11 protein-coding genes are annotated in these 14,096 nt (G+C 69.9%); all 11 read right to left on the bottom strand.

What is annotated here, in order from left to right; genetic code table 11:
- Positions 1 to 40: 40 nt before the first annotated feature.
- The 11 genes from QE377_RS06675 to QE377_RS06725 all read right to left on the bottom strand — a co-directional run bounded on the left by QE377_RS06675 (position 41) and on the right by QE377_RS06725 (position 14,050).
- A complete protein-coding gene (locus QE377_RS06675; protein WP_307320932.1) occupies positions 41 to 817 on the bottom strand; it encodes a potassium channel family protein in 777 nt (258 codons plus the stop codon).
- Between the two features lie 29 nt (positions 818 to 846).
- The gene (locus QE377_RS06680; protein ID WP_307320935.1) at positions 847 to 2,478 is read right to left on the bottom strand and encodes a fucose isomerase; all 1,632 of its coding nucleotides are present in this window, start codon (positions 2,476 to 2,478) and stop codon (positions 847 to 849) included.
- Positions 2,475 to 3,380: a ribokinase gene (locus QE377_RS06685; protein WP_307320938.1), complete on the bottom strand. Its 906-nt coding sequence runs from the start codon at positions 3,378 to 3,380 to the stop codon at positions 2,475 to 2,477. The genes QE377_RS06680 and QE377_RS06685 overlap by 4 nt, the downstream gene beginning before the upstream one ends.
- Before the next feature lie 7 nt (positions 3,381 to 3,387).
- Positions 3,388 to 4,296 (bottom strand): dihydrodipicolinate synthase family protein, encoded by a 909-nt coding sequence (locus tag QE377_RS06690; protein ID WP_307320941.1) that lies wholly within the window; start codon positions 4,294 to 4,296, stop codon positions 3,388 to 3,390.
- Positions 4,293 to 5,030 (bottom strand): SDR family oxidoreductase, encoded by a 738-nt coding sequence (locus QE377_RS06695; protein ID WP_307320944.1) that lies wholly within the window; start codon positions 5,028 to 5,030, stop codon positions 4,293 to 4,295. Before QE377_RS06695 ends, QE377_RS06690 begins: the two co-directional genes overlap by 4 nt.
- Before the next feature lies 1 nt (position 5,031).
- A complete protein-coding gene (locus QE377_RS06700) occupies positions 5,032 to 5,925 on the bottom strand; it encodes a carbohydrate ABC transporter permease (RefSeq protein WP_307320947.1) in 894 nt (297 codons plus the stop codon).
- Entirely contained in the window at positions 5,922 to 6,848 is a 927-nt protein-coding gene (locus tag QE377_RS06705; RefSeq protein ID WP_243226399.1) for a carbohydrate ABC transporter permease, read from the bottom strand. The genes QE377_RS06700 and QE377_RS06705 overlap by 4 nt, the downstream gene beginning before the upstream one ends.
- Before the next feature lie 55 nt (positions 6,849 to 6,903).
- On the bottom strand, positions 6,904 to 8,211 hold the full coding sequence (locus QE377_RS06710; protein ID WP_307320953.1) for a sugar ABC transporter substrate-binding protein: 1,308 nt from the start codon (positions 8,209 to 8,211) through the stop codon (positions 6,904 to 6,906).
- A gap of 41 nt (positions 8,212 to 8,252) precedes the next feature.
- Entirely contained in the window at positions 8,253 to 9,245 is a 993-nt protein-coding gene (locus QE377_RS06715; protein WP_307320955.1) for a phosphoglycerate dehydrogenase, read from the bottom strand.
- A 148-nt stretch (positions 9,246 to 9,393) separates the two neighbouring features.
- Positions 9,394 to 10,053 carry a GntR family transcriptional regulator gene (locus QE377_RS06720; protein ID WP_234073982.1) on the bottom strand — a complete coding sequence of 220 codons (660 nt, stop codon included), beginning with the start codon at positions 10,051 to 10,053 and terminating at the stop codon, positions 9,394 to 9,396.
- 130 nt (positions 10,054 to 10,183) lie between these two features.
- Positions 10,184 to 14,050 carry an immunoglobulin domain-containing protein gene (locus QE377_RS06725; RefSeq protein WP_307320961.1) on the bottom strand — a complete coding sequence of 1,289 codons (3,867 nt, stop codon included), beginning with the start codon at positions 14,048 to 14,050 and terminating at the stop codon, positions 10,184 to 10,186.
- Positions 14,051 to 14,096: the final 46 nt, after the last annotated feature.

Here is a 14,096-nt window from a genome sequence, read left to right on the forward strand (position 1 = left end):
GAGCTCCGACACCCCGCATCCGCCGGCGGGAGGATTTCGCTCAGGGCGTGGGCTTCTCCGCCGCGGCGAGCGCCGCGCGCGCCGCCGCGAGTTCCTGCTCGAGCCGCGCGACGTCGGCGCGGGTGGCGGGCAGCTGCTCCTGATGGCCGCGGGTGACGCGCTCCATGACCCACGACGAGAAGGTCGCGACGATGAGTCCCACGAGCACGACACCGCCCACCATGAGCGCGACCGCGATGACGCGGCCCGGCACGGTGACGGGTGTGAAGTCGCCGTAGCCCACGGTCGTCACGGTGCAGAACGCCCACCACACCGCATCTCCGAAACTCCGGATGTTGCTGCCCGCCGCGTGACGTTCCACGTTGAGCACGGCGAGGGCCGCGGTCCAGATCAGCAACAGCGCGGCCGCGATGCCGTACACGAGCATCCTGGCCCGCAGGGAGCTGGCCGCGGTGCGGGTGAACGAAGGAATGCGCGTGAGCGCCCCGAGCAGACGGATCGGCCGCAGGATCGGCAGGAGCGCTACGGCGAGATCGAACAGGTGCGTGCGGAACCACCGCCACTTCGGACGCGACATCGCCAGCCGCGCGAGGTAGTCGACGATGAACATCACCCAGGTGATCGTGAGGATCGACGAGGTGATGATCGCGGCGACCCCCGACACGTCCGCGATGACGTGCACCGTCTGCGTGAGGATGAACACGAGCGCCGCGATCGTCAGCGGCCAGTACGTCATCCGCTCCCACCTGGCGGTGGCCGCGGTCTCACCGCGCGGGTTCACCCCCGCGCCGCGTTGCTGCCGCCCGTCCCCGTGCACACCTGCACTCTAGAGCGCACCGGGTCGCCTCACACCGCGACGTCGCCGACCAGGTTGACCCGGATGCCCATGGCGTCGAAGGCCGCGGCCTTCGCTATGAGTGCGCGGTCGGCCGTCTCGGCATCCGGCGCGTAGACGACCTGCGCGTGGTTCGCCTTGTGACGGGCCATGAACTGGTCGCGGCCGATGCCGTGCAGCACGACGTGTGCGATGGGCCACTCCGGGTTCGTCGCCTCCTTGCGGCGGCGCGTCTCCTCCTCGGGCAGCTCCACCGCGCTCGCCCGGAAGATGTCGGCCTGCAGCACGCCCTCGGCGATGAACACGCGCGAGACGACGAGCTCGCCCGGCTTGCTCACGCCGTTGATCGTCGCGCCGCCCGCCGGGAAGAAGACGTGTCCCTGCCGCCAGCCCTCGGCCTTGTCCCAGCCGCCGAGGTGGGACGCGGGAACGGAACCCGAGATCTCGTAGACCCACACGAACTCGCCGTCGAACTCCTCGCCCCAGCGCACATCGTGCAGCGTGTTGTCGGGCACGAGGCCCATCGCGCGCCACACGCGATCGGTCACGAGCGCGTCGACCGCGACGCCCTCGTCGGCCTCGTTGAAGTGGGGCAGCGCCCGGCCCGCGTGCAGTTCGCGGCCTCCGTCGCGCGAGAACACCGGCGGCCGCTCGCTCGTGTTGAGGATGCCCTCCGCGAGATCGGATGCGGGCAAGAGATCCTTCAGACCCTGCTGGTACTGGATGCCGACCGCATCCAGCCCGAAGTCGTCCGCGATGCGCAGCGCGGCGATGTACATCTTCAGCTGCCACTGCACCTGGTCGCGGGTGAGCTCGGTGGCCGGGTCCTCGCCGAAGCGGAACGTCATCCCCCGTTCGATCAGCCAGTCGAATGCGGCGTCGGCGTCCGCATCCGTGACCGCGAGCATCTCGGCGTAGAGCGCGGACTGCGACAGACGCTCCTTGTAGATGCCGGTCGGATTCAGCAGTTCGTCGTCGAAGATCGCGTTGTACATGCCCATACAGCCCTCGTCGAAGACGCCGATGATGGCCTTCTCCTCGCGCAGCTGCCGCCCGATCGCCTCGCCGAGCTCCCGCTCCGGGCTCTCGGCCAGCGCCGGCAGCGGCCGCACGTGGGAGGCGTCGTGGGCGATGCGGCCGGTGCGCGTCCACTCGAGCAGCCCCTCGCGGAACCAGTCGTCCGCGAAGTCGACCGACCAGATCGTGGCGTAGGGCGTGCCCATCTTCGTGAGGCCCGCGTTCAGCCCCAGGAGCCCCACGAGGCCCGGCCACTCGCCGGCGAAGTTCGCGACCGTGAGGATCGGACCGCGGTGGGTGCGCAGCCCCGCGAGCACGTGGTGCGAGTACTGCCACACCGCCTCGGCGACGATGAGCGGCGCGTCGGCGGGGATGCTCTTGAACACCTCCATGCCCATGCGCTGGCTCGAGATGAAGCCGTGGCCGGTCGCGGGGTCGACGTCATTGGCCCTGACCACGCTCCAGCCGAGATCTCCGAGCACGCGGGTCACGGCGGCCTCCAGCTCGACCTGCGCGGGCCAGCCGGCGACGTTCGCCGACTCGCGGAGGTCGCCCGACGAGATCAGGTACGCCGTGCGCGGCGGTGCCACGAGAGCGGCGGGTGCGGTGGGGAGGGTGTAGGTCATGATCGGTCTCCTTGCAGAGCAGTGAGGATGTCGGCGCGCTGCGGCATCGACGCCGCGGCCCCCGGACGGGTGACGGTGAGGGCGGCCGCGGCGGACGCGGCCTCGAGTGAGGAATGGAGCGTGGCGCCGGCGGCGAGCCAGGCGATGAGCACGCCGGCGAAGGTGTCACCCGCACCAGTGGTGTCGACCGCTGAGACAGGACGCGCGGCCACGGTGGCCGTGACCTCGCCGCCCTGCGCGACCAGCGCCCCCGCGGCGCCGAGGGTGACGACGACCGTCCCGGCGGCACGGCTGAGCACGCGGGCGGCGCCCGCCGCATCCGGGTCGCCGCTCAGCGCAGCGGCCTCGTGCTCGTTGACCAGAAGGACGTCGCTCAGCGAGACCAGCTCGTCGATGCGGGAATCGGGGACGGGCGCCGGTGTGAGCACCGTCGTGACACCGTGTCCGCGCGCCCAGCGCATGGCCTCGAGGACCAGGGCGACCGGTCGCTCCAGCTGGACGACGAGATAGCCGGCGCCGGCGATCGCGGCACGGTCCGAGTCGGACAACCGGTCGTCCGCGTTCGCCCCCGCGACGACGACGATGGCATTCTCGCCGTCGTCGGTGACCGTGATGGCGGCGATCCCGGTGGGCTCCGCGCTCGGGACGAGTCCGGATGCGTCGATCCCCTGGGCGAGGAGGAAGCCGCGCAGGCGTCCGCCGAACTCGTCCGCGCCGACAGCGCCGAGGAAGCGCACGCTCGCTCCGGCCCGCGCGGCGGCGACGGCCTGGTTCAGCCCCTTGCCGCCCGGGCCGGTCGCGAACGAGGACCCGCTGACGGTCTCCCCCGGACGCACCGCGGCTGCCACCCGGACGACGAGGTCCATGTTGGCGCTGCCGAGCACCGCGATCGACGAAGCCACGACAGGCTCAGCGGTACGTCGCGATGACGCGCTCGATCTCGGCGAGCGCCGTCTCGTCGGGCTGTACGAGAGCCATGCGGCACGCGCCGTCGGCGACCCCCATCGACCGGTAGGCGGCCTTCATCCGGGCCATGTCCCCGCCGATGATCGAGACGATGTCGTCGACGGCGGCCTGGGCATCCGCGATCTTCTGGGCGTCGCCCGTGTCCGCCGCTGCGGCGAGCGCCCGGAACGGCTTCGGCAGCACCGAGGAGACGCCGGAGACGACGCCCTGCGCGCCGACCTGACCGGCGGCGACGAGATCCTTGTCGGCACCCGTGTACAGGATGAAGTCCTCGGGCACGACCGCGCGGTACGCGGCGAGCTCGTCGAGGCTGAGCTCGCTGACCTTGGCCCCCACCACCGCAGGAAGCTGGGCGAGCCGCGCCAGCAGCTCGGGACTCACGGTGATGCCGCTGCGTCGCGGGTAGATGTACACGTAGAGGGCGCCGTCGCCGACCGCCTCTGCGACCTGCACGAAGTAGTCGTAGACCGCCGACTCCGCAGCGGGCAGGTAGTAGGGCGTGAGGGCCGCGAACTCGGTGACGCCCGCATCCTTCGCGATCTTCACGCGTCGCACGGCCTCATAGGCGCTCGGCTGGCCGACGTGGGCGATGACGCGCATACGACCTGCGAGCTCTTCGACCGCGGCGCGGATGAGCTGGGCGAACTCCTCGTCGTCGACCGCAGGGAACTCGCCCGTGGTGCCCAGCACGAAGGCGCCCTCGTTGCCGGACTCGCCGACGTACCGGAAGATCGAGCGGCTGCCGTCGAGATCCAGCGAGCCGTCGGCGTGGAAGCTGGTGGGGATGGCGGTCACGATGTCGCGACGGGTCATGTCGATGCCTTTCGAGAGGATGCGGAGCGGGCCGCTCACGCGTAGGAGGTGTTGGCGGTGGGAGTCAGGACCAGCTCGTTCACGCAGACGCGCGCGGGCTGACGGGCGATCCAGGCGACGGTCTCGCCCACGTCGTCGGGCGCGAGCATGAGGGCGCGCGCCTCGGCGGAGGGCGGGTTCGGCCGGGTGTCGAGGATGTCGGTGGCCACCTCGCCGGGACACAGGTGCGTGGCGCGGATGCCGTGCAGCCGCTCCTGCGCGTTGAGGGTCTCCGCCATCACGCCGAGCGAGGTCTTGCTCATGGCGTAGGCGGCGCCCGCGCCGGGCGAGTGGCGCCACGCGGCCCAGGAGGACACCAGCACGATGAGTCCCGCGCCGGCCGCTCGCATCCCGGGCAGCACCGCGTGCACGGTGCGCACCGCACCCTGGAGATTCACGTCCATGACGTGTGCGATGTCGGTCGCCGAGACCTGGTCCCAGAACCGGCCGGCGACGTTCGTGCCCGCGCAGTAGACCAGCGTGTCGATGTGGCCGTGCGTGTCGGTGAGACGCGCGGCCGCATCCTGGACGGCGTCGTCGTCGGTGACGTCGAGCATGAGGGCGGATGCGGCCCCGCCGCTCCGATGGACGGCGTCGAGGGTCGCGTCCAGCTCCGCCGCCCGGCGGCCCGACACGACGACGTGGAAACCGTCGCGTGCGAGCGCCTGGGCCGCGGCGCGGCCGATGCCGGTTCCGCCGCCGACGACCCAGGCGGTTCGTGTCGCCTCGCCCATCTCAGCCCTTGGTCGCGCCGGCGGTCAGACCGCTGACGACGTAGCGCTGCGCGAACAGCGCGACGATCATGACCGGGACCGTGATGACCACCGCGGCGGCCATCAGACCGCCCCAGTCGACCGACGCGTAGCTCGTGAAGTTCACGATCGCGACGGGCAGCGTGCGGGTGGACTGGCTGGAGAGCACCAGGGCGAACAGGAAGTTGTTCCAGCTGAAGATGAACGACAGGATCGACGCGGTCGCGATGCCGGGCAGCGACAGGGGAAGCACGACGCGGACGAAGGCGCCGATCTTGCTCGAGCCGTCGATCTGCGCGGCCTCCTCCAGCTCGGTCGGGATGCCGTCGAAGAAGCTCGACATGATGGCCACCACGAGCGGCATCGTCACGAACAGGTGCGTCAGGATCAGCACCGTGTAGCTGCCGACGAGCTGCACCTGTGAGAAGAGGAAGTACCACGGGATCAGCAGGCTCACACCGGGGATCACGCGCGCCATCAGCAGGAAGCCGGTCGTGCTGCGAACCTTGTACCGGGCGATGCCGTAGGCCGCCGGGACGCCGATCACGAGCGCGAGCAGCGTGGCTCCGACGCCCACGAGCAGGCTGTTGCCGATGACCGGCAGGAAGTTCTGCACGGTGAAGACGGTCTCGTAGTTCTTGAGCGTCGGCTCGAACGCGAACATCTTGTCCGGGTTCACGACGTCGAGGTTGCGCTTGAAGCTGGCCAGCAGCATCCACACGAGCGGCACGAGGAAGGCCAGCACGACGAGGACGATTCCGACGACGCGCGCGGTCTGCCCGGCGATGTCGATCGGACGACGAGGACGGCGCTTGATGGCGACAGCGCGACGGCCGCGGCGGCCGACGGGCTGGACGAGGGCGCGGGTCTCACTCATACCCGGGTTCCTTTCTTGCGAAGGATCGCGAGGGCCAGCAGCACCACCACGATCAGCAGGAAGAAGAGGATCAGCAGCGCCGACGCCTTGCCGTACTGCGAGAACTGGAAAGCCTGCCCGTAGGCGAGGATGTTGAGCGTCTCGGCCTCATGGCTCGAGCCGCCTCCGATGCCCTTGGTGGCGTAGATGATGTCGAAGGTCTTCATCGCGTCGATGGAGCGGAGGATGGCGGCCGCACCGATCACCGGCGCGAGCAGCGGCAGGGTGATGTGACGGAAGCGCTGCCACGCGTTGGCGCCGTCCACCCGCGCCGCCTCGTCGGGCTCTTCCGGCAGGGTCGACAGGCCCGCCAGGAGGATCAGGATGACCATCGGCGTCCACTGCCAGACGTCGATGAAGACGAGGGTGTTCAACGCGGTCGAGGGATCGCTCAGCCAGCCTTGGCGCGGAAGGCCGAGGAACTGCATGACGCTGTTGGCGAAGCCGATGGAGGGCTCGAAGATCAGCAGCCACATCATGCCGACGGCGACGGGCGTGGCCACCAGCGGCAGCAGGATGAACACGCGCACCAGGCCCTGACCACGGAAGGTCTTGCGCAGCAGGAGCGCGATCGCGAGACCCAGGATGAGCTCGATGCCCAGTGCCAGGATCGTGAAGTAGGCCGTGCGACCGACGGCAGGCCAGAACCGGTCGGTGTCGCCGAGCCAGGTGACGTAGTTGTCGAGTCCGACGAACGAGAAGGGCCGGGTGACCGCGCCCGCCGAGTCGGTGAGGGAGAGGAAGACCGTGTAGCCGATCGGGAAGGCGATCAGCAGCGCGATGAACAGCACCGACGGGACGATCAGGATCCACTTCAGACGAGCGTCGATCCAGTTGAGTGCGCGGTTGCCGAACGTCGACCTGCGCGCGGTGAGCGAGGACACGGAGCCTCCTTGGTCCGGGTGGCCCCGGGCGGCGAGCGCCGCCCGGGGCCTGAGATCACTTCTCGGAGTCGAGCAGTTCCTGGAACTGCGTGTTCGCGGTCTTGGCGGCGTCTGCGACGTCGCCCCCCTCGATCGCGGTGATGGCGGGGCCGCCGACGATCTCGCGGGCCGCGGCGACCTGCTCCAGCTGCGGACGGTCGTGGCCGACGCCGTGGTCGCCCACGTTCTGGATGATCTCGACGAGACCGGCGGGGAAGGATGCGGTGGCCTCGGCGTCGTTCCAGGCCGATTCACGCGCGCCGGGCACCGTCTCGTTGGCCAGCAGCCACTTGGTGTTCTCCTCGTTGGTCACCCACTTGATGAACTCCCACGCGGCCTCCTTCTTCTTGGAGAAGGCGTTGATGCCGATGGTCTGCGGGACGATATTGTAGAACTTCGAGCCGGCCGGTCCCTCGGGGAACTGCGCGAAGCCGACCGTGTCGACGACGGCGCTGTTGTCGGCGTCCAGGAAGGTGTACGCCTGGCTGTCCGCGTCGATGTAGAACGCCGCCTTGCCCTGCGCGAAGAGCGCGGACGCCTCGACCCAGCCCATGTTGGTGGCTCCGGGAGGGCCCGACTCGCGCAGCAGGTCGCCGTAGAACTCGTAGGCCTTCTTCGCCTCCGGGGTGTCGACGCTGGCGTTGCCGTCTTCGTCCTGGAAGTCGCCGCCGAAGCTGTAGAGGAACGATGACAGCTGCGTGACCAGCGGCACGCGGGAGCCGCGCATGGCGATTCCGTACATGCCGTTGTCCGGGTCGTTGAGGGCGGCGGCCGCCGACTTCAGCTCGTCGAGCGTCTTGGGCACGGGGATGCCCGCGGCCTCGAGCAGGTCGGTGCGGTAGTAGACGATCTGACGCTCGGTCATGACGGGAACGCCGTAGACGACCCCGTCGAGCTCCACCGCGTCACGGGCGGCGGACTGGAAGTCCTCCCAGTTCCAGTCTGCGTCGCTCTCGACCTGCTCGGTCATGTCGGTGAGCCAGCCGTTGCGCGAGAACTCGCGCATGACGTCCTGCACCTGGAAGGCCATGACGTCGAAGTCGGCGGACTGCGCGTTGAGCTTGACCTTGTAGTTGTCGTTGAGCTGCTCGTTGCCGTAGGCCTCGATGTTGACCTTGACGCCGGTTTCCTGCTCGTACTGGGTGCCGAGGGTCTTCAGACCTTCGACCCAGGGGCTGTTTGCGGCGACGACCGTGATCTCGGAGACGTCGGCGGAGTCGCCCGCGTCGCCTGCGCCGCCGGCGCAGGCGGTCAGGCCCAGGGCCGCGACGGCGCCGGCAGCGATACCGATGACCAGCCGACGGGGTCTGCGTGTCGTGAACATCGTTGTTCCTTTCAGGAGGTGGGTGGTGCGTGGGGTTCGGGTCAGAAGGCGAGGGCGGCGGGCACACGACCCGCGAAGACGTCGACGATGGCCTGCGCGGTGGCGAGGCCGATGCGCTCGTACGCCTCCGCACTGTCGGCGGCGGCGTGGGGGGCGACGACGACGTTGGGGAAGGAGAAGAGGGGGTTGTCCGCGGCGACGGGCTCCACCTCGAACACGTCCAGTCCTACCCCGCCGATGCGGCCGGACGCGAGTCCGCGCACGAGCGCCGCCTCGTCGACGAGGCCGCCGCGGCTCGTGTTGATGAGGAGGGTGCCGGGACGCATCGCCGCGATCAGCCCGTCATCGACCGTGTGGTGGGTGTCGGGCGTGTGCGGAGCGTGCACCGAGACGATGTCGACGTCGCGCACGACATCCGTGACACGGTCGACGATGCGCACACCCAGGCGCTCGGCCGCCTGGCGGTCGGCGAACGGGTCGAAGGCCACGAGGTCGACGTCGAAGCCGACGAGACGGCGGGCGACGGTCTGCGCGATGGCGCCGAAACCGATGAGGCCGATGCTCTTGCCCGCGAGCTCGCGGCCGACGTAGCGGTCCCATCGACCGTTCTTGGTCGCGGCGTCGAGCTCGGGGATGCGGCGCAGCAGAGCCAGCATGAAGCCGATGGCCAGTTCGGCGACCGCCGCGGCATTGCCGCCGGGGACGTTCACGACGCGGATGTCGCGGGCGCGGGCTGCGTCGAGGTCGATGTTGTCGAGTCCCACGCCGAGGCGCGAGATGATCTGCAGCCGGCCGGCGCGGTCGAGGGCATCGGCGTCGTAGACCTCGACGCCGGCGACGGCGGCGTCCGCATCCGCGATGCGTGCGTGCAGTTCCTGGGCCGTCCACGGCACGGTGGACTCGTTCTCGACGAGCGTGAAGCCGTGCTCGAGAAGCAGCGCACGGCCGGAGGCGCAGAGGGCCGGGTAACGGACCGGTCCGACGATGACGGTGCGACCTGCACCCACCGGTGCGGTCGAATCGTGTCCTGCCATCTGGGAGCCCCTCCTCGAAACGGGTCAGGGCTGCTCCAGGCGGAGCGACCGGTCACCGTTGAACGATCTGTTTTCTGTTAACAGTCAACATAGGACAGTGCGAGGGCCGTGTCAAATACCCGACAGACGGGTATCGACGACGGAAGCGTCAGTGAGCGGCGTCGGGCAGGCTGCGCAGGGCGTCGCGCACGTGACCCTTGGCCAGGGTCAGGTGAAGGTGCAGCCGCTTGACGGCGGCGTCGGCATCACCGGTGCGGATCACATCGAGAAAGCCCTGATGATCGGCGGTTGCCGAGGCGATGTCGCTCGTGTCGCTGAGCTCGAACAGGATGGCGAAGATGCGCTGATACGGGCGCCACGCCTCCATCAGCCGACGGTTGCGCGCGTTGACGTAGAAGCTCGTGTGGAACTGCATGTCCGCATCCGCGAAGCGCTCGCCGTCGTCGCTCTCGGCGGCCGCCGCCATGTCGTCGACGATCGCCTGCACACGGTCCCAGTCCTTGGAGCTGGCGTTGGCGATGGCGAGCCGGATGGCGAGGGACTCCAGCACCTCGCGCAGCATGTACAGCTCTTCGATGTCGGTCATGCCGACCGCACGGGTATAGATCCGTTTGCGACGGTCCTCGACCAGGCCCTCCGCCTCCAGGTGGCGCAGGGCATCGCGCACCGGACCACGGCTGACGTCGAAACGCGTGGCGAGGGCGTCCTCCGCGAGGTGCGTGTCGGCGGGGATGATCCCCTTGATGATCTCGACGCGAAGGCGATGGGCTATCTGGTCACCCATCGCAAGGGGGCGGAGATCGGACACGAGCACCTCACTGTCGTCGGTTAACAGTCAGCGTTGCACCGCGCTTCCCCGCCGGTCAAATCCGCGGGGGCGCAGCGGCCCGACGGGGGCGCAGCGCCATCCGGGGACGCTGCGCCCCTCGCCTCGACGGTCACGACCGCGCAGAGGAGCGTCTCCGGCGCGTGATGAGCGCGATCCCGAGGAGCAGGATTCCCGCGCCGAGCGTCAGCGTCGCCGGCGAGACGACCGCACCGGTCGCCGCGAGATCGGCGTCGCGAAGGGCCGCTTCGACCGATGTCGATGCCGGTGCGATGGAGATCGTCACCCAGCCGATCACCGCCCCATCGGCGCCGTAGACGGCGAGGCGATGCTGCCCGACGACCCCCTCCGGCAACCGCAGCGTGAAGGTCCCATCCGCCCCCACGACGCGGGATCCGAGCCCGGTCGGCGTCGAGAACAGGAACGCCGAGACCGTCTCGCCCGCGTGGTCAGCGCCGACGGAGACGAGGATGCTCGATCCGACGACGGCGTTCGCGGGGGCACGAACTCCGCCTTCGAGCGCGTCCACCAGATCGGTCTCCGACGGCTTGAGGCCCCCCGCGCCCGGGTCGGTGCCGGGATCGGTGCCGGGGTCCGTCCCCGGGTCCGTGCCGGGGTCCGTCCCCGGGTCGGTGCCGGGCTCCGTCCCCGGATCGGTACCGGGCTCGGTCCCCGGATCGGTACCGGGCTCGGTGGTGTGGGGCGCAAAGGTGATGGGCGCGAAGGACTCGACAGCGCCGTCGGTCGCGCCGTGCGCACCGATGGTGAACACACCGCACTGCACGCCTTCCGCTCGGCAGTCGACCGTTTGGCCGGAGGCACCGACGAACCCGGAGCGCACCGTGAAGTCGGAGACGGTGAAGCCGCCGTCATCCGTGAACACCGCCTGGGCTGCGCCCGCGGTCGACGCCTCGGGCCACGCGATGAAACGCTGACTGTCCGTTCCCGCCGAATAGTCGAAGTCGCGCCCCAGCACGCCACCCTGAGAGGGGAGTACGCGCGCATAGCCGAACAGCAGATACACGCCAGAGCGGTTGGTGTTGCGCGCGAAGTCGGCGCCCGATACGTCGATCGACCCGCCGTCGGGCAGCCCCGCTGCGGGCGAGGCGGTCAAGGCGGGACGCGTGACGGGGTCGGGACCGCCGGAAGCCGGGGTCACCGTGACGATGGCCGCATCTGTTGCGATCGTCACCCCCTGGCCGGAGAAGACAGCGCGGAACGAGCGTTCCCCCTCCTGCTCGCCTGACACGCTGAGCTGTGCTTCCGTCGCGCCGTCGACATCGACCCACTGCCCCTCGACGAGCTCCTGCCACTGCACGTGCGGGCGAGGCCAGCCGGACGCGGCAGCCGTCAGCACCGTCGCCGAGCCCACGGCGATCGTGGCCGACTGCGGGTGAGCGGTGAGAACGGGGGTGCTCGGGGTGAACGGATCACGACCGTCGCCGAGCGGGTCCAGCGGATCGACCACGGTTCCCGTCGTGGCGGCGGGATCGTCCGAGACCTTCGCCGTCGCCGTAACCGGAAGAGGCGCCTTCTCGGGGTCGCGAGCGCTCCCGGTCGCGAGGAACCAGCCCTGGTTACTGGGGTCGAGGTAGTCGACGAAGGAGGAGGGGAAGCTGTCGGCACGCACCTCGCCGGCACCCGCACTGTAGGCGCGACCCTGCCACTCCGGGGTCCCCGCGAAGCGAACGGTTCCGTCGGCGCCCGCGATCAGCTCGCTCGCGGCGAAGGTCGCGACGATGACTCTGCGATATGCGCGGTCGACGGGCCCGCTCCAGTGACCTGCGCCGTCGTTCCAGGCCACCTCGGCGGTCAATGTCGCGCGCCCATCGGCGGCTACGGCGAGATGCGGGTTGGCGAAAGCGAGATAAAGGCCCAGATAGCCGCCGTAGGGGCGATACACGGCCGTGCCCTCCCAGGAGAGCTGCGCCTGCACGGAGACATCATCGACCCATCCGGCGCCCTCTCGGAAGGAGAAGCCCGTGTCGCTGAGCGCGACGTGTGAGCCCGCCGGGGAGCGGAGCCACTCCTGGCTGTACGACGACAAGCCGAATCCCAGCGTCGCCCCGGATGCGGTCACGGCGCCGAGCGGCGCGGCGGGGGCGATCGGCGCGGAGGGCGACATGACGTCGAGAACCGCGGACTCGGTCGCGATCTCGGACGAGCCGCTGCGGAGGATGGCGCGGTAACGCGCACCCGCATCCGTTGCCGAGGCGACGAGGCGCAACTCGGATGCGTTCTCCCCTTCGATGTCGCTCCAGTTCTCGCCGTCGGCCGACCGCTGCCATTGCAGCGTCGGCTCCGTCTCCGCAGTTCCGGCCGCACTCAACGTGACCGCCTCGCCGACGCTGACGCGGGCGGAGGCGGGGTGCTGCGTGACCCGCAGCGTCGGGTCCACCTCCTGCTCGGAAGCCACGACGATGCGCGTCGAAGCGCTCGCGACGGAGCCGTAGTCGCTCTCGACGCGGTACCGCCACAGGGCGTCGTACTGCGCCGGCGTGAGCGAGACGGCGGCCTCGAATGAGCCGATCGTCACCGAAGTCCAGAGATCTTCGTCGGTGACCTGTCGCAGGTGAGGGGCGACGCCGTCCATCGGAGCGGGCAGGGCTCCCGGCGGCGTGACGAGCGAACCGCGGTCGGCGACGGCCTCGCTCCACGACTGGTCGCGCTCGGCCCAGTGCTCCCCGCCGTCGAGACTGTACTCGTACCAGGCGCGGTCGAGATCGAGACCGGTGCCGGCGGCGCCGTAGGAGAAGTCCACGCCGCTGACGCGGTCGGCGGCCTCGAGCGAGAACGTCGAGTACGCCTTGGGGCTCGAGATGTATTCGGTCTTGTACGCGTAGACCGCATGGTCGACATCAGCCAGGTAGGTGACCGACGGCGCGTACGAGCTGTAAGCGCGCAGCGATCCGGCCAGCACGACCCCCGGTGCGCCGATGGGGGTGCGCTCGGCTCCGTCACCGACCGCGAACCGCCGGATGGAGGCGGCGCCTGCGGTCGCGACCTGCACCTCCCCGATCTGGTTGACGAGAGCGAGGGATGCCGCGGGGGCGCCGAGGTCGACGGCGAACATCGAGTCGAATCCGCCTCCCGCGAGGTTCACTGCGGCGAGTGTGCCGTCCGCATCTGCGACGGCGAGCTGCTGGTACGGCTGCGCGGCCCATAGTCGAACCAGTCCCAGATCCGGGGCGTCGACCGACACGACGCGGGCGAGGTCGTACATCGAGACGCGGTCGATGCCGCCGACCCGGCTCGCGTAGAGATCCCCGTAATCGTCGAGGGCGAAGGTCCGCTCCCCCGAGAACGGAAGCTCCAACGGCGCACGTCCGGCCTGGGGGGTCAGGTCGTAGTCCAGCCTGGTCGCGCGGTATCCGTCTCCGTCGGCCGAGACGGCCAACAGGCCCGTGCTGAAAGGCCGTAGGAGCACGAGGTCGGACAACGCGATCCCGCTGCGCTGCGCGAACGCGTCGGTGTCGAAGGCTTCCACGGATGTCCCGGAGCCCGCGAGCGTGCCCGGAGCAACGATCCGCACGAGGGTCGCTTCGCCGTCCGCGCGTCCGAGCACGTACACGTTCTCGGGATACGGAGCGCTCCCACCGTAGTCGCGCACGCTCGATGCATCCCGCACGACGTCGATGCGGCCCGAGACGTCCAGCGCCTCGACCACGGCCCCTGTGGTCTCGTCCACCCGCTGCACAACGGTCATCCCGCCGGACGCGACCGTCCGCAGGGTCGTATCCCCGCCGGACGACGCCGCGAGAGTCACGACGGCGTCGGATGGCACTGCTTCGGCTCCCGCCGGCGTCGAGGCGAACGCCGCGTAGTACGCGGCGTTCGGCGTATCCGCGCCGTCTGCGGCGATCGCTGCGGAAGGTACCGACACAGCCGCGAACGACAAGGCGGCAACGAGGATGACGGCGCCGAGGCGCGACAAGGCGGAGCGGAGCACGGTGGGGCCTTTCGTTCGGGAAGCCGTCACCGCTGCTCGTCGAAGATACCGAACGGGAGGCACAAAGGTAAGCCTT

It is taken from the genome of Microbacterium sp. SORGH_AS_0862 (assembly GCF_030818795.1).
Lineage (GTDB): Bacteria > Actinomycetota > Actinomycetes > Actinomycetales > Microbacteriaceae > Microbacterium.

Excerpts from the sequence above, each read along its gene's own strand:
- QE377_RS06700 (WP_307320947.1), bottom strand. The coding sequence starts at position 5,925 with ATGAGTGAGACCCGCGCCCTCGTCCAGCCCGTCGGCCGCCGCGGCCGT.
- QE377_RS06695 (WP_307320944.1), bottom strand. The coding sequence starts at position 5,030 with ATGGGCGAGGCGACACGAACCGCCTGGGTCGTCGGCGGCGGAACCGGC.
- QE377_RS06710 (WP_307320953.1), bottom strand. The coding sequence starts at position 8,211 with ATGTTCACGACACGCAGACCCCGTCGGCTGGTCATCGGTATCGCTGCC.
- QE377_RS06680 (WP_307320935.1), bottom strand. The coding sequence starts at position 2,478 with ATGACCTACACCCTCCCCACCGCACCCGCCGCTCTCGTGGCACCGCCG.
- QE377_RS06715 (WP_307320955.1), bottom strand. The coding sequence starts at position 9,245 with ATGGCAGGACACGATTCGACCGCACCGGTGGGTGCAGGTCGCACCGTC.